This window comes from Mesorhizobium sp. M0991, from assembly GCF_040318915.1.
In the GTDB taxonomy this organism is placed as follows: domain Bacteria; phylum Pseudomonadota; class Alphaproteobacteria; order Rhizobiales; family Rhizobiaceae; genus Mesorhizobium.
The window spans coordinates 14,343-30,367 of sequence record NZ_JAMYNE010000002.1; the positions used below are offsets into that span (position 1 = coordinate 14,343).

14 protein-coding genes are annotated in these 16,025 nt (G+C 62.6%); 8 read left to right on the forward strand and 6 right to left on the reverse strand.

Going from position 1 to position 16,025, the window contains the following annotated elements; all coding sequences use genetic code 11:
• Positions 1-29: 29 nt before the first annotated feature.
• Complete coding sequence (locus NKH70_RS03910; protein WP_352915767.1) at positions 30-158, reverse strand: hypothetical protein; 129 nt, start codon at positions 156-158, stop codon at positions 30-32.
• Positions 159-248: 90 nt separating this feature from the next.
• On the opposite strand from NKH70_RS03910, the gene NKH70_RS03915 reads away from it, so the two are divergent.
• From NKH70_RS03915 to NKH70_RS03935, 5 genes are all read left to right on the forward strand, one after another.
• The gene (locus NKH70_RS03915; RefSeq protein WP_352717962.1) at positions 249-524 is read left to right on the forward strand and encodes a hypothetical protein; all 276 of its coding nucleotides are present in this window, start codon (positions 249-251) and stop codon (positions 522-524) included.
• A gap of 36 nt (positions 525-560) precedes the next feature.
• A complete protein-coding gene (locus NKH70_RS03920; protein ID WP_352717960.1) occupies positions 561-1,535 on the forward strand; it encodes an ABC transporter substrate-binding protein in 975 nt (324 codons plus the stop codon).
• Positions 1,536-1,609: 74 nt separating this feature from the next.
• Entirely contained in the window at positions 1,610-2,686 is a 1,077-nt protein-coding gene (locus tag NKH70_RS03925) for a quaternary amine ABC transporter ATP-binding protein (protein ID WP_352915764.1), read from the forward strand.
• Positions 2,683-4,665, forward strand: a complete 1,983-nt coding sequence (locus NKH70_RS03930) for an ABC transporter permease (RefSeq protein ID WP_352717956.1) — start codon at positions 2,683-2,685, stop codon at positions 4,663-4,665. The genes NKH70_RS03925 and NKH70_RS03930 overlap by 4 nt, the downstream gene beginning before the upstream one ends.
• A 141-nt stretch (positions 4,666-4,806) precedes the next feature.
• Positions 4,807-6,453, forward strand: coding sequence for a hypothetical protein (locus NKH70_RS03935; protein ID WP_352717954.1), 1,647 nt, complete (start codon positions 4,807-4,809; stop codon positions 6,451-6,453).
• Positions 6,454-6,576: 123 nt separating this feature from the next.
• Here the strand turns inward: NKH70_RS03935 and NKH70_RS03940 are convergent, their stop codons facing one another.
• The 5 genes from NKH70_RS03940 to NKH70_RS03960 all read right to left on the reverse strand — a co-directional run bounded on the left by NKH70_RS03940 (position 6,577) and on the right by NKH70_RS03960 (position 11,361).
• Positions 6,577-7,758: a M20 aminoacylase family protein gene (locus NKH70_RS03940; protein ID WP_352717953.1), complete on the reverse strand. Its 1,182-nt coding sequence runs from the start codon at positions 7,756-7,758 to the stop codon at positions 6,577-6,579.
• Between the two features lie 45 nt (positions 7,759-7,803).
• A complete protein-coding gene (locus NKH70_RS03945) occupies positions 7,804-8,577 on the reverse strand; it encodes an amino acid ABC transporter ATP-binding protein (protein WP_352717951.1) in 774 nt (257 codons plus the stop codon).
• Positions 8,564-9,475: an amino acid ABC transporter permease gene (locus NKH70_RS03950; RefSeq protein WP_352717949.1), complete on the reverse strand. Its 912-nt coding sequence runs from the start codon at positions 9,473-9,475 to the stop codon at positions 8,564-8,566. The genes NKH70_RS03945 and NKH70_RS03950 overlap by 14 nt, the downstream gene beginning before the upstream one ends.
• Positions 9,476-9,483: 8 nt before the next feature.
• The gene (locus tag NKH70_RS03955) at positions 9,484-10,314 is read right to left on the reverse strand and encodes an ABC transporter substrate-binding protein (RefSeq protein ID WP_502908318.1); all 831 of its coding nucleotides are present in this window, start codon (positions 10,312-10,314) and stop codon (positions 9,484-9,486) included.
• A gap of 72 nt (positions 10,315-10,386) precedes the next feature.
• Positions 10,387-11,361, reverse strand: a complete 975-nt coding sequence (locus tag NKH70_RS03960) for a substrate-binding domain-containing protein (RefSeq protein ID WP_352717945.1) — start codon at positions 11,359-11,361, stop codon at positions 10,387-10,389.
• Between the two features lie 108 nt (positions 11,362-11,469).
• Here NKH70_RS03960 and NKH70_RS03965 point away from each other — a divergent pair, with 108 nt between their 5' ends.
• The 3 genes from NKH70_RS03965 (at position 11,470) to cysK (ending at position 15,993) form a co-directional block, all read left to right on the forward strand.
• Positions 11,470-12,807 (forward strand): aminotransferase-like domain-containing protein, encoded by a 1,338-nt coding sequence (locus tag NKH70_RS03965; protein WP_352915758.1) that lies wholly within the window; start codon positions 11,470-11,472, stop codon positions 12,805-12,807.
• Positions 12,808-13,099: 292 nt separating this feature from the next.
• Positions 13,100-14,374, forward strand: a complete 1,275-nt coding sequence (locus tag NKH70_RS03970; protein ID WP_353024827.1) for an MFS transporter — start codon at positions 13,100-13,102, stop codon at positions 14,372-14,374.
• Positions 14,375-14,499: 125 nt separating this feature from the next.
• Complete coding sequence (gene cysK, locus NKH70_RS03975) at positions 14,500-15,993, forward strand: cysteine synthase A (RefSeq protein ID WP_352717939.1); 1,494 nt, start codon at positions 14,500-14,502, stop codon at positions 15,991-15,993.
• The last annotated feature ends 32 nt before the right edge of the window (positions 15,994-16,025 follow it).

The following is a 16,025-nucleotide window of genomic DNA, read 5'->3' on the forward strand; positions in this document are numbered from 1 at the left end:
GCCTCGGATATGATCTGGTGTTGAAAAGGTCAGAAGCCGGTGGCGATACCGCGGTTCGCAAAGAAGTAAGGCGCTTTGGTCTGCTGCATTGTATCGGTACCCTGGCCTCGCGGCTCGCATAAGGGATGACTGGCAACCTTGGCTTTTTTCAAACCCATCTACGGGTCCATGCAAAAAGACGGGCCGTGAAATTGGCACCGGCGTTAATCGTTGCGCGACATGAACGTTGGTATATATAATTTCATCTCATGAAAGTGGCTCTGGGCGAGTTGCCGAGCCAACAGCCGAGATCATGGGACTTTGATGGTTTTTACCTCAAGACCGGCGATCGATCCGCGGATGACTGCTTCGGCAGCAATCCTTCAGCAGTCATGACGCGGCCGGTCCCGCGCCACATCTTCACCAATTTGGGCACCACCCCGTTTTGCGCCGGCATCCGCTTCGGCAGCATTGTGGCGCCTACGGCCTTGCGCAACGACCAGCTTTTCCAACACAATCAAAAAAAGACGCAAGAAGGGAACTAACGATAATTTCCACCAGAGCTTGACAGGAGAACAAGCATGTCACTTCGGAGCATGATTTCGAATTTCTCAATGGGAGCCTTAACACTTGTCGCCGCAAGTGCACTGACACCTTCGGCCTATGCGGCGGCGCCGGAATCCAACGACCCGATCAAGATCGCGCTGTTCGACTGGACCAGCGTCAATCTGAACGCCAAGATCCTCGGCGGCATCCTCGAAAAGCTCGGCTACACCGTCGAGTATCCGACCGCCGACTATCTCTCCAGCCTGACCACCGGCCTGACCAATGGCGACATCGATGTCGGCCTGGAATTCTGGGACACGACGGCCGGCGAGGCGATGAAGGCCTCGGACGCGACGGGCCAGACCGAACGCCTCGGCAAGCTCGGACCCAAGGCCAAGGAAGAATGGTGGTTTCCCGAATATATGAAAGAGAAATGCCCCGGCCTGCCGAACTGGGAGGCGCTGAAGGACCCGAAATGCGCCGAGGCCTTTTCGACGGCCGAAACCACACCGAAGGGGCGCTATCTCGGCGGCCCGGTGACATGGGAAGGTTTTGACGACGAACGCGTCGAGGCGCTGAAACTGCCCTTCACCGTCATCCATGCCGGCACCGATGCGGCGATGTTCGCCGAACTGGACTCGGCCTATCAGCGCAAGGCGCCGATCATGCTGTGGATCTATTCGCCGCATTGGGCGCCGGCCAAATACAAGGGCGAATGGGTCGAATTCCCTGACTATACGACAGAGTGCTACACCGACCCGAAATGGGGTGTGAACCCCGACGCGAAATATGACTGCGGTAAGCCGCATGGCGAGATCTGGAAATATTCCTGGGCCGGGATGAAGGACAAATGGCCGGTCGCCTACAAGGTCGCGAAAAACTATACGGTCGATACCGACGAGCTCAACAAGATGAGCGGCCAGATCGATCTCGAAGGCAAGACGCCGGAAGACGTCGCCGCCGCCTGGATCGCCGCCCACGAAGCCGACTGGAAAGCCTGGGCCGAGTGACCGTCTGACTGGAAATCCGACGACCCGGCCATTCGTGGCCGGGTCTCGATCCCGTGTTCCAGAAGGACGATCGCATGACCGATACGATTGAACAGGCGGCGAAAGCGGGCAACGATGCCCGCCCGATAAAGCTTGCCTGTCGCAATGTCTGGAAGCTGTTCGGGGCGGACGCGGCCAATTTCATCCGCCGGCGCGACGGCAAGGCCAGCACGGCGGACATCGCCGCGGCCGGACTGGTTGGCGCGGTGCGCGCGGTCGATCTCGAAATCCGCCAGGGCGAGATCTTCATCATCATGGGACTTTCCGGGTCCGGCAAATCGACGCTGGTGCGCTGCATGTCACGGCTGATCGAGCCGACCCACGGCAAGGTCGAGTTTGAAGGCAAGGACCTGCTCAAGATTTCCGATGCCGCGCTGATCGAGCTGCGACGCCATCGCATGGGCATGGTGTTCCAGAATTTTGCCTTGCTGCCACATCTCGACGTACTGGAGAACATCGCCTTTCCCTTGGGCATCCAGGGGCAGGACCGACCGACGCGCGAAAAGCGGGCTCGCGAGGTCATCGAGCTGGTCGGCTTGCGCGGCCGCGAGCATTTCTATCCGCGCGAGCTTTCCGGCGGACAGCAGCAGCGTGTCGGCATCGCCCGCAGCCTCGCCACGAAGCCGGAAATCTGGTTCCTCGACGAGCCGTTCTCGGCCCTCGATCCGCTGATCCGCCGCGAGATGCAGGACGAGCTGATGCGGCTGCAGACCATGCTGCACAAGACCATCGTCTTCATCACCCATGATTTCGACGAGGCCATCCGGCTGGCCGACCGGATCGCCATCATGAAGGACGGCGAGGTCATCCAGATCGGCACGCCGGAAGAGCTGGTGGTCAACCCGGCGACCGACTATGTCGCCGAATTCACCCGCGACGTCGATCGCGCCAAGGTGATATCGGCGCGCAGCCTGATGCGCGCCTGCGACGGCGCCGAACATGGCGGTGTGGTCGCGCCGGATGCCAAGGTATCAAGTTTTTCGGCTGATATCGTCTCCGCCGGCAAACCGTTCGCGGTGGTCAACGGCACCGGCAAGCCGATCGGCGAAGTCACGCCTCAAGCGGTGATCGATCTTCTGGCAGGCATCGAGCGTCGTGGGTCCGGCGCATGACGGTCACGGCAAGCGCCAGCGCAGCGAGGCCCCGGCCGGTTCAAACCTGGCTGGCGATCTGGGCCTGCGCGCTCGCCGCCGTGCTTATTGTCTTCCTGCTGCAGGAAAGCCTGCCCTGGGCGGTCAATTACCCGGCCGACTCGACCGTTCCTGTCGCCGACTGGGTCAGTGCGCTCATGAACTGGGTGAAGTCGAACTTCTCCTGGCTGACCCGCTCGATCACCGCGGTGCTCGGCGTGCCGCTCGATTTCGCGCTCAGTCTTCTGGCCAAGAATTTCAAGATCGGCCATGGCGGGAATATGATCGTCTTGCCGCGGCTGTCCTGGGTCGGCGTCTGCGCTGCCGCCTACCTTGCGGGGCGCGCCGCCGGCGGCTGGAAGCTGGGTGCGCTGGTCGGCGGCTGTTTTCTCTACACCGCGCTGTTCGGGCAGTGGACCAGCGCCATGCTGACGCTGGGCTTGATCTCGATCGCCGTACCGTTTTGCATTGTCACCGGGCTGTTCGCCGGCATCTGGGCATGGCGCAAGCCTTGGGTGGAGAGGCTGTTGATCTCCCCTGCCCTCGATCTGATGCAGACGATCCCGACCTTCGCCTATCTCATCCCGATGCTGCTTCTGTTCGGCAACAGCCCGGTTTCGGCAATGATCGCGACGGCAATTTTCGCGACACCGCCAATGGTGCGGGCGACGATGCTGGGCCTGTCGCGGGTGCCGTCGGAGATCGACGATTTCAGCGAGATGGCCGGCTGCACGGCACGGCAGAAACTGTGGCGGGTGCTGTTGCCGTCGGCGCGGCCGACATTGATGGTCGGCGTCAACCAGGTCATCATGCTGGCGCTCAATATGGTGATCATCGCCTCGATGATCGGCGCCGGTGGGCTCGGCTATGATGTGCTTTTGGCGTTGCGCGCGCTCAAGGTCGGCGAGGCGATGGAAGCTGGCCTCGCGATCGTCGCACTGGCAATTGCACTCGACCGGCTGAGCCAGGCGATCGCCCACAATCACGCCAAGGGCAATGTCCGCCATCAGCCCGGCACCAGCTTCTGGCGGCGCTATCCCAACCTGACGCTGGCCGTCGCCATCCTCGCCGTCACCACGCTGCTCGGCCTGTTCGTGCCGGCCTTCGCCGCGGTGCCGAAGGCGATCACCTTCACCACCGCGCCTTTGTGGAAGGCGGCGGTGAACTGGATCACCATCAACTTCTTCGACACGATCGAAGCGTTCCGCGTGGCGCTTATCCTCAACGTGCTGAACCCGGTGCGCGCCTTCTGCGAGGGCTTTCCGTGGCTGGGCGCGGTGTGTCTCCTCGGCCTTGCCGGCTACCAGCTCGGCGGCTTGCGCCTCGCCGCCCTGGTCGCGGCATTGACAGCGTTCTGCGCCGTCACTGGCCTTTGGGAAAAGACCATGGCGACGGTCTATCTGTGCGGCATCTCGGCCTTTATCGCCTGCCTGATCGGCATCCCGATCGGGCTGATGGCATCGCGCAGCGACCGCTTCGAAAAGATCGTCACGCCGGTCATCGACACGCTGCAGGTGCTGCCGTCGTTCTGCTTCATCATTCCGGTGGTCATGCTATTTAGAGTCGGCGACGTCACCGCGATGATCGCCACCGTCGCCTTCGCCGTGGTGCCGGCCATCCGCTACACCAATCACGGCATCCGGCAGGTGCCGCCGGCGCTGATCGAGGCGGCGAAGGTTTCCGGCTGTACCAGGCGCCAGACCTTCTTTCGCGTGCAGCTGCCGCTGGCGTTGCCCGAGATAATGCTCGGCGTCAACCAGACCATCCTGATGGCACTGGCGATGATCATCATCTGCGCCATGGTCGGCACGCGCGATCTCGGCCAGGAGGTGTTCATCGCCCTGTCCAAGGCCGATTCCGGTCGCGGCATCGTCGCCGGCCTGGCCATCGCCTTCATCGGCATCGTCGCCGACCGGCTGTTCAACGCCTGGACGGCGAAGGCTCGGGCAAGGCTGGGATAGTCCGGGACGTCGCTAATGGCGCGCCGGTGATGAGTTACCGATCCCTATGCCTAAAGACATAGCCCTTCGGGATTATTGCTCGCTCTAGCCTCACATCGTACGGCTGTCATGGGACGGGCAGGCTCAACAGGAGAGCGAACAATGTCTAAACGCGTTCCCTTTACTCCCGGTGATCTAACGGATCGTCAATGGGGCACTGATGACACCCTCGCAGGCGATCTAAATACAAATATCTTGATCGGCGATGCTGGCGGCAGCCTGCTAGATTTCTCGAGGGGCGGCAACGACACCTTCACGGGGCCGCCATCCTCCACCACCACTGCTTACGGCGATGCCGGCGAGGATAGCTCGGACCACAGCAAGGGCGGCAATGACACTTTCACAGGCGCCTCGCTAGGCACCTACATCTTCTTCGGTGACGTCGGCGGCAACATGTTCGTCCATGCTCAGGGCGGCGACGACAGTTTTAGGGCCGAGGGCGACTCCTTCAACACTTTTTACGGCGATGCCGGCGGCGACATGTCGGACCACAGCAAGGGCGGCAACGATACCTTGAGCAGTGAAGTGGGTAGACGGGTAGACAACACGTTCTACGGTGACGCCGGCGGCAACATGTTCGGCTTTGCTCAAGGCGGCGACGACATTTTCGTGACCAGCACTCGACAAGGAGCCGACCACACCTTTTACGGTGACGCGGGCGGCGAGATGTCCGATCATAGCAAGGGCGGCAACGACACCTTCCAGGGCTCGATAGAAGCCAATAACATTTTCTACGGTGACGCGGGCAGCAACATGTCCGGCAATGCGCAGGGCGGCGACGACAGTTTCACGAGCCGGACCGACTCCTTCAACACTTTCTACGGCGATGCCGGCGGCGATATGTCGGCCTACAGCAAGGGTGGCAACGATACCTTCACGGGTAGCTTCTTTTCCACCAACACCTTCTTCGGTGACGCCGGCGGCAACATGTCTGACCATGCTCAGGGCGGCGACGACCACTATACGGACCTGGGTGGGGAGATTGGGAGCAAAACTCTTTATGGCGATGCGGGTGGCGATCTTTCCGGTTTTGCCGCGGGCGGCAACGACAGCTTCACGAGCGCGGGTGGCTCGGAGATAACTTTCTACGGCGACGCGGGCGGCAGTATGTTCGACCATGCGCTTGGGGGCGACGACGTGGCCGTGCTGCAAGGCACTCATAATTTGGGGTACGGCGATGCGGTCACGATGCTCGGCAGCGCTGTGGGCGGCAATGATTCCCTGACTGGCGGCGACAGGAGCTCCGGTCCGGATGTTCTAAGCGAGTTGTACGGCGACGCCCTCGCTATGTCCGGTTCCGCCCAGGGCGGCAACGACATTCTTACCGGGGGCGACAACAACGAAAGCGGCCAGGTCCATAACTTCCTGTGCGGCGACGCTCTACAAATGTCCGGTTCGGCCAAAGGTGGAGATGATACCCTGTACGCCGGGAGCGCGGCACCTGGCTGCACGGTCATCAATGACATGTGGGGTGACGGACAACTGAGCGAGTTGGCTCAGGGCGGCGCAGACCAATTCATATTCAAGGACGATGGTTCAATGACGGTCGGAACCCAAAACACCATTTACGACTTCAGCCAGACCCAAGGCGACACTATCGTGTTTAGTGGCGTGGAGGGCGTCCAATCGTTCGATGATCTCACTATTTCGCAAAATGGAACCAGCACCATCATTACCGCGGGAGTCGATCAAGTTACTCTCGCAAACTTTACAAGCCCGCTGACGACGAGTGACTTTTTGTTCGTCTGAAAGCGAAGCTCTTATCGCATTCGAAGAGGGGGAATGGGTGAGAATTCGTTGAGCATCGTCGCGCGGCCGGTCGCCCCAATTCTGCTCGACCGGCCGATCGACAATCCAAGCCGCAGGTATGGCTCAAGCGGCCAGAAATCTCTCGGTCAATCGAGCCCAGAGCGCTGCGCCGACGGTCAAATTGCCGTCGTTGAAATCATATTTCGAGCTGTGCAGGATGGCTGAATCCTCGCCGTTGCCGAGGCGGAGGAAGCAACCAGGTTTGTGCTCAAGGAAATAGGAAAAGTCTTCGCTGCCGGGGATCAGCGGGCAGACGGACACCTTGTCCTGACCGACGAGTTCGACAGCGACGTCTGTCGCGAAGGACGTCTCGCCCTCGGAATTGATCAACACCGGGTAGCCGCGCTCGTAGTCGATCTCGACCGTTGCGCCATGTGCCTGCGCCACAAGTGCTGCGATACTGCGAATGCGCTTCTCAAGCGTGTCGCGAATCTCGGCCGAGAAGGAGCGGACGCTCAGCGTGATCTCGGCGTGTTCCGGGATGACGTTGGAGGCCGTGCCGCCATGAATGGTGCCGACGGTAACGACAGCCGTCTCGATCGGGTTGACGTTGCGCGACACCACCGTCTGCAGGGTCATCACGATGTTGGCGGCAGCGACGATCGGGTCAACCGTCAGGTGCGGACGCGAGGCGTGGCCGCCACGCCCGGTGATCTTGATCGTGACGGTATCGCTCGCCGCCATCAGCGGCCCGGCGCGCATCAGGAACGAACCCGTCGGCGCGCCCGGATGGTTGTGCAGCCCGAATATCGCATCGCAGGGAAAGCGCTCGAACAGGCCGTCGGCGATCATCGCCTGCGCCCCGCTTCCCTTGCCGGCTTCCTCGGCCGGCTGGAAGATAAGGTTCACCGTGCCGTTGAAATGCCGCGTGCGCGCCAGGTATTCGGCCGCGCCGAGCAGCATCGTGGTGTGGCCGTCATGGCCGCAGGCGTGCATCTTGCCGCTGGCTTGGCTGGCATAAGGGAGATTGGTCGCTTCGGTGATCGGCAGGGCGTCCATATCGGCGCGGATGGCGATGCTGCGGCCGCTGCCCTGGCGCAAGCGGCCGACGACCCCGAGCCCGCCGACATTGCGCGTCACCTCATAGCCCCAGCTTTCGAGGCGTTCGGCAACGTATGCAGCGGTTTCGTGCTCCTGGAAGGAAAGCTCGGGATGCGCGTGCAGGTGCTGGCGAGCCGCCGCAAGCTCGGCGGACTTGTCGGCGAAGTCGGAAACATCGGCGAACTGGTTGGAGGTCTTTGGCATCGAAGGTCCTTTGCCGGCCGAGCAGGTAATCGCGCCGGCTTTGCTTTAGATGAAACGGCTCAAGAAAGCCCGCGTACGCGGGTGCCTGGGTTTGGCGAGAACCTCGTCCGGAGGCCCGGCCTCGATCACATTGCCGTCGTCCATGAACACCACCCGATCCGCCGCTTCGCGCGCGAAGCCGATCTCATGCGTGACCACGATCATGGTCAAGCCCTGCCTGGCGAGATCACGCATGGTGGCGAGCACCTCGCCGACCAGCTCCGGATCGAGCGCCGACGTCGGCTCGTCGAAGAGCATCAATTTCGGGCGGATGGCGAGCGCACGGGCGATGGCGACGCGCTGCTGCTGGCCGCCTGAAAGCTGGCGCGGATAGGCGTCGATCTTGTCGGCGAGACCGACACGGGTCAGCAGTTCGCGGGCGTAGCCGATCGCCTCCTTGCGGTTCTCCCGGTGAACGCCGACCGGAGCCTCGATGACGTTCTGCAGGGTCGTCATGTGCGGATAGAGATTGAACTGCTGGAACACCATGCCGATCTTGCGCCGCTGCGCGGCGATCGCCCGGTCGGAAAGCTTGTCGAGGCGGCCGTCGTGCAACCGGTAACCGAGCTGCTCGCCGTCCACCTCGATCGACCCTTGGTCGATCGCCTCGAGATGATTGATGCATCGCAGGAAGGTCGACTTTCCGGAGCCGGACGGTCCGAGAACGACCACCACCTCGCCAGGCGCGACGTCCAGGTCAATGCCTTTCAGCACCTCGAGCGGGCCGAACGCCTTGTGAACGTTGCGCGCCCGGACCAGGGGCGTGTCATGCGCGCTCATTGGCGGCCTCCAGGGTGGCGGTCGCCGTCTTCTCGCGGTCGCCGCGGCTGTAGTGGCGTTCGATCGCGCCCTGCGCGACGTTGAGAATGGAGGTGATCAGCAGGTACCAAAGCACCGCAACCATCAGCAGCGGAATGATTTCGAAGGTGCGGTTGTAGATCGACTGCACCGAGTAGAGCAGGTCGGCCATGGCGATGACGCTGACTAGCGACGTCGCCTTGATCATGCTGATCAGCTGATTGCCGGTCGGCGGGACGATCGACCGCATCGCCTGCGGGATGATGATGCGCCGCAAGGCCCGCGGGCGGGTCATGCCGAAGGCTTCAGCCGTTTCGGCCTGTCCCTTGTCCACCGACAGCAGCCCGCCACGGATGATCTCGGCCATGTAGGCGGCCTCGTTCAGCGCCAGACCAAGAACCGCGGCCGTCAAAGGCGTGATCAGGTCGTTGGTGTTCCAGCTGGCGAAGCCGATGGAAATGCGCGGAAACAGCGTCGAAAGGTTGTACCACAAGATCAGTTGCACCAGCAGCGGCGTTCCCCGGAAGAACCAGATGAACAGGCCGGAGAGGAAGGATGCCAGCCTGTCCTTCGACATGCGCGCGATGGCGAGCAGCAGGCCGAGCACGATACCCAGGATCATCGCCACGACCGTCAGGCCGAGCGTTACGGAAAGCCCCTGCATGACCGTGGGATCGAAGAAATACTGGGCGACGACCGGCCAGCCGAAATTCGGGTTGACCGCAACGATATAGGCGAAGCCGGCCGCCACGGCGACGGTGAACGCCCAGAGCGCCAGCCGGACGAGCGGAAACGGCCGGTGGGCTCGTTTGACGTCGCGCAGCGCGTCGTCGGGACGTCGCGGCAGCCCGGCCGCGTAGGCAGCGGTCGCGTCGGTCATGGCAGCCTCTACTGGCCCTGGTTGATGCCGGGTGCATCGATCATGTTCTTCTCGAGACCCCACTTCTTCATGACCGCGGCATAGGTGCCGTTCTTCATCAGGATTTTGAAGGCGTCGAGCAGCACACCGCCCAGCGGCGAGCCCTTCTTGACGACGGCGCCTTGATAGATGTCCTTGAAGCCGTTGGCCTGGCCGACACCGGCGAGTTCCAGCTGGCCCTTCGCCTGCTCGACGAAATAGGTCAGCGGCGCCTGCGAGGAGAAGAATGCGTCGGAGCGCTTCGACCGGACGGCCAGTATCGAACTCGGCTGGTCGGTGAAGGATTGCACCTCGACGGCCGGCTTGCCGCCCTCGGTGCATTTCTGCGCCTGCTGCTTGATGACCTTTTCGGCCGACCCGCCCGACATGACGGCGATGCGCTTGCCGCAAGCGGTGTCGAGCGAGGTAATGTCTTGCGGATTGCCCTTCTCGACGGCGAAGACGACGTATTCGCGCACCCAATCGACGAAGTCGTTGGATTTCTGCCGGTCGGGATAGTCGCCGACAGGCCCCATCGCGAACTGATAACGGCCGGCATTGATGCCACTCAGCAACGCCGGCAGGCCGGCGACCGAGGCATGATCGACTTCGACGCCGAGCAGCTGGCCGATGGCGTCCGAAATGTCCTTGGTCGCCCCCGACAGTTCGGTGCCGGTGACGATCTCATAGGGCGGGAACGAACCGTTGTTGACGGCCGTGATCTTTCCCGCCGTGCGGATCTCTTCCGGCAGCCGGGCCCGCAAGTCTTCGTTCACCGATTGCTTTTGGACGTCCTGGGCAAAGCTGGCCTGCGCCAGCATGGTGACGAGCGAGGCGAATATGAAGCTGATTGTCCTCATGGCATTCTCCTTCGTGTTCTCCGTTGCGCGTTGTCAGGCTGCAGTGGCCCGCGACCTGGCCTCGAAAGGAAACAAGGCTTCGGCGGAAATCGGTTCCGTCAGAATGCCCTGGGCATGTAGCTCGGTGACGAAATCCTCGATCATGCGCCAGTTGGCAGGCAGGCCGCTGGCGTTCCAGGAGGCAGGCAGGTCGCGCCCCGCATGAAGCAGCTCCTCGAGGACCCAGGGCGAGGTATCGGCATATTTTCGGCGCTTTGCCGTCCAGACGCGCTGGCTTTCGTCGATCAGCCTGGCAAGTTCCTGCGGCAGCCAAGAGTGCTCCCTGGCTATTGCGGCCTTGACGGCGACCAGATGCATGCCCGGCACATAACCGACGTCGGCGAAATAGGCGCGTTCGGCCGCGCGAAAATCGCGCAGCACTTGCCGGAAGCCGGAAGCCGGGCCGAAAAAGCCGTCCGGCATGAAGGGCGTGAAAACGGCGTCGAGCTCGCCTTGCGCCAGCAGTTCCATCATCGGGCGCTCGCCCGGTGCCGCTTCGATGCGCCCCGGCCTGCCGAATCCGTCGAGGCGGTCGGCGACCGGGTGCTCGGATGTCAGCCTGCCGGCAAACCAATAGGCATCCTCGATGCCGACACCTTCCCGGCGAAGTGCTGCTCGCGTCCATGTGTTGCCGGAATCGCGCCAGCCGGTCACGCCGATGCGTTTGCCGGCAAGGTCGGAGAGCCGCTCCAGCGGGCTGGTCTCGACCGTTATGATGCAGCGATGGCGAAAGCCGCGCATGATGAAGCACGGTATTCCAACCACCGTATCCCGGCCCGACTCCATGGCCGACACATAACGGCTGAATGAGACCTCCGCCGCATCGTAGTTCGGATCGGTGCCGAGATCCGCGATCAGCGTGGCGACACGATCAACCTTCACCGACAAGCGGCTGGAGGCGACGTCACCCAAGACCAAGGGAGTGAGATAGTCCCAATCGCGGGTGGCTATAGTGATGGAGACGGGCATCGGCATGAACTTCAAAGCTATGTTTGACCGGCGATTGGTAAATGTTTATTTTTGGCCGATCAAATGTTATTATGTTACTGAACATTCACCCTGACAGTTGTTGATTCGATGGACTTCGATGCAGGATGGTTCGCTGAACGCCTTGGCGACCGCACGACGCGGGGCATCGCGCGCGAGACCAGTGCGCTGATCAGAAGCGGCGCGCTGCCTGTCGGCGCAAAACTTCCGCCGGTGCGCGATCTGGCCTATGTGCTTGGCGTCAGCCCGGCGACTGTCTCGCAGGCGTGGAGCGAGCTTCGGCGCTACAAGATCATCGGCGGCCGTGGGCGCAACGGCACCTGGATCATGGGCAACCGCTTTGCCGCCCGGCCCGAGCGCCACATGAGCGGCGGCAATTACGGTGCGGACGTTCTGAACCTGGCGATCGCGGAGCCCGATGTGATGCTGTTGCCGCCGCTCGACATCGCGCTGGCGCATGGCGCGCGCGCCGAAAAGCTCAACAGCTACGAGCGGGTGCGCATTCTGCCCGAGCTGGAGGCCGCCGTGCGCCCGTCATGGCCGTACGATCCTGGCGCGTTCCTGGCCACCAATGGCGGCTACAACGCCATCTACACCTTGCTGCATGCGCTGGTCCCGTCGGGGGCGCCGGTGGCTATCGAGAACCCGACGGCGCTTCGCCTTCTCGACATCCTCGAAGATCTCGACGTGCCGATCATCCCGGTGGACTGCGACAGTGAAGGTCCCTTGCCGGATGCACTTGCCAACGCTCTGCGGCAGCGGCCCGTCGCGTTCCTGTTCCAGCCGCGCGTCCATTCGGTGACCGGCGCCTGCATGTCGTCGGCGCGGCTGGAAGTCATCGGCGACCTGCTCGCCGGCACCGACGTACTGATCGTCGAAGATGACGGCGTCGGCGATATTGCCTCGGCGCCGCGCATTTCGCTGGGCCGGCGCTTTCCCGATCGCGTCGTCCACATCCTGTCCTATTCCAAGACCCATGGCCCGGACCTGCGGCTCGCCGTGCTGTCCGGATCGGCGACGATCGTCGAGCAGATCCAGTCCTATCGCAGCTTCAGCTCGGGATGGACCAGCCGTATCCTGCAGGCGGCCACCGCCTGGCTGCTACAGGATCCTGCCACGGCTGACCTCGTTGAGCAGGCGAAGGAGGTCTACCGCCGCCGTCGCGCACGGCTCGCCGGCGAACTGGCGAAACGCAATGTCGCGATCGACGCCGGACACGGTCTCAGCGTCCTCATTCCGGTTGCCTCGGAACCTTACGCGATGGTCACGCTGGCCGCGCACGGCATCGCGGTCCATGCCGGGGCGAAGTTTTCGACCGGAAAAACGAACGCCGTCCGCGTCGCGACCAGCATCCTGGACGAGGAGCACCTCGAGCACGTCGCAAATTCCCTGGCGCTGGCAGCCGACCCGGCGCGGGAGGTTAGCTGAAGGCAGGCCTCCGATGGATAGTCGCCGACTTGCTATATACAGGCCCTGTCCTCCGTCGCGCTCAACTGCCACTGGCGCTTCTCGAGATCATGCTCGGCGTCAACCAGTCCCTCGTGATGGCGCGGCGATGATCAGAAGATCTCACTAATCCGCCGTTCACCGAGACGAGGCTGCAGGTCTAGGCGGGGCCGTTTCCACGGCCCGCGGTGGAGCTTTCCACGCTGACGCACACGCCTGCTTCCATATCGCTGGCCGATGACAGCTTCGAAGAGATCCTTCGAGGGGCAAGAACATGTCGAATCGTCAAATATCACCAACTGCAGGCAGGGAGGTTCGGGACAGCACAATACGGCTGCGCGGCCTATTGGCCGCGGCCGGCGCCACGATCGCCATGGCTTTCGGATTTGGCAGCCTGGCACTCACATCCGTTTTCATCAGACCGCTTGAGGCGGAGTTTGGCTGGTCGCGAGCCGACATCAGCCTTGCCTACACGCTATCGAGCGTCGGCATGGCCCTGGGCGGGCTGTTCTGGGGCCGGCTTGTGGACCATTTGAATATCAGAACACTGCTATTCATCGGCTCGGCTGGCATGGTGGTCGCGCTCGCCGCGCTTTCCTTTGCCACTTCGCTCTGGCAGATCTATGCCGCCAACTTCGCTTTAGGCGGGCTAGGCTTTGCCTGTCTCTATGCGCCGGTACTTGCCGTGACCGGGCTCTGGTTCGACCGCCGCCGCGGCCTGGCGATAGGGATCGTCACAGCAGGCGGAGCCCTGGGCCAGGGCGTACTGCCCTACGCCGCAAATGCATTGATCGATGGCGTCGGCTGGCGCCTCGCATACGCGATCATGGCTGTGGCGACGACGGCTGCGCTGGCGATCTTCATGCCGGCGGTTCAGGCGCCGCCCGTCAATCGGATCCTTGCCGCACCGGCGCATTTTTCAGCGAGGCCAGGCTTCCAAGGTGGCCATCTTTCCCCGGTGACGCTGCTATCTGCCGCAGCCTTCCTCTGCTGCGCCTGCATGGGCGTCCCGCTGATGCACCTCACGAGCTTCGTCACGGCCGTGTGCGGATCTTCGGATGTCGGATCGCTCAGCCTGCTGATCGCCATGCTGTTCGGCGCCATCGGGCGGATCGTATTCGGGCTCCTCGCCGACCGGGCAGGCAACATTTCTGCCTACGCCCTGGCGTCGTTTATTCAGACGGCATGCGTTGCGATTTTTCCCGCGCTGGACCAGCAGCTGAGCCTGCTGGCGCTGTCGGCGGTTTTTGGCTTCGGCTTTGCCGGAAACATGACATGCCTGATCCTTTGCGTGCGCCAATTTGCGCCAGCCGAACGCTTTGGCCAGTCACTCGGCATCGTCATGCTGATCGCCTGGGTGGGGATGGGCGTGGCCGGATATTTCGGCGGCTTTGTCTATGACAGCTTCGGCAGCTATGGGCCCGCTTTCCTGGCGGCATTTGTCGCAGGCGCGGCCAGTCTCGTGGTTCTGGGCGCATTGGCGGCATCATCCAGCGCAAGAGCGCAGGTCCCATGCAGCCGCGTTCCGGATCCTGCGATGTGCCGCTGATTCAAACGTCGAAATCCATTTACTTCAACGTTGGTTCGAACGCTGCAAACCACGGCCTTCCTGCCAACCTCAGAGATCGAACGGACCGGCGGAGCACCGTCGTCACCAAGCAAGGACCAGCTGAGATGAGCAGTATCTACGACAGCATTCTCGACACGATCGGCAATACGCCGGTCGTCCGCCTTTCCCGCATCAACAACGGCGCCGCTTCGCTCTATGCCAAGCTCGAGGCGTTCAATCCTGGCGGCTCGGTCAAGGACCGGCTTGCCGCCGCGCTCATCGAAGAAGCGGAGAGTTCCGGCGCACTTCGGCCTGGCCAGACGGTGATCGAGGCGACGAGCGGCAACACGGGCATAGGACTCGCCATGGTTTGCGCGAGGAAAGGCTACCCTCTCGTCATCGTCATGCCGGAAAACGCCAGCCTCGAACGCCGCAAGCTGATGCGTTTTTTCGGGGCCAAGGTCGTGTTGACCCCTGCCGTCGAGCGCGGCAGCGGCATGCTCGCCAAGGCGGTCCAACTGGCCGGAGCGCACGGCTGGTTCCTGTGCCGGCAATTCGAGACGCCCGTCAACGCCGATATTCATGCCCGCACGACAGCGCTTGAAATCCTCGCGGCGTTCCAGAACCGTCCACTCGACTACTGGGTCACCGGCACCGGGACCGGCGGAACACTTGCCGGTGTGGCGCGAGTGCTCAAGCGCGAGCGGCCGGAAACGCGGATCATAGTCTGCGAGCCCGACAATTCGGCGCTGCTGTCGAGTGGCATTCCCCAAACTTTCGACGAACAGGGGCTGCCGACTCGGGCGCACACCCGCTTCCGGCCACATCCGATGCAGGGGTGGAGCCCTGATTTCATTCCGCAGATCGTCGGCAACGCGATGGCTGACGATCTTGTGGACGAGATCCTACCCGTTTCAGGCGCCAGCGCTCTGGAAGCCGCGCGCCGGCTTGCGACGGAAGAAGGAATACTGGCGGGCATCTCCGGCGGGGCAACCTTGAGCGGGGCACTGGAAATCGCTCGACGCGTCGGCCCGGACCGAAACGTGCTCTGTATGTTGCCTGATACGGGTGAGCGGTATCTCAGCACGATCCTGTTCGATCACATCAGCGAGGAAATGTCGCCCGCCGAAGAGGCGATCTCTCACTCCACACCCGGCTACCGCTTCGACCGGCCGCCATCCTTCGCCCTTTCATCGGCACCTGTAAACGAAATCCAAATCGATCAGTCGGCGCATGCGATGGTCGACAAGGCGATCCGTGATCCGGAGCGTCCGGTGGTCATGTTCGCGCTGACATGGTGCGAATTCTGCTGGACGGTAAGAAAGCTCTTCGACCGCGCGGGAATCGCCTACAGGTCCATCGAAATCGATGCTCCAGAATTCCAGAAGAACGGCCTGGACGGGGAAATCCGGAAGGCCCTGAGGGCCCGGATCGGTTCGCCTACAATTCCGCAGGTCTTTGTCGGCGGCGAGCATATCGGTGGCTGCATGGATACGCTTGCGGCCTGGCGGGACGGCACGCTCGCCGCCCGGCTGGAGTTCGTCGGGGCAAGCTACACGTCCAGCGCATGCGCAAATCCCGAGAGCCTGCTGCCTCGATGGGTGCGCGCGGCAGCGTGAGATCCCGCCTACGGGCTTTTCAGAGTGCCGTT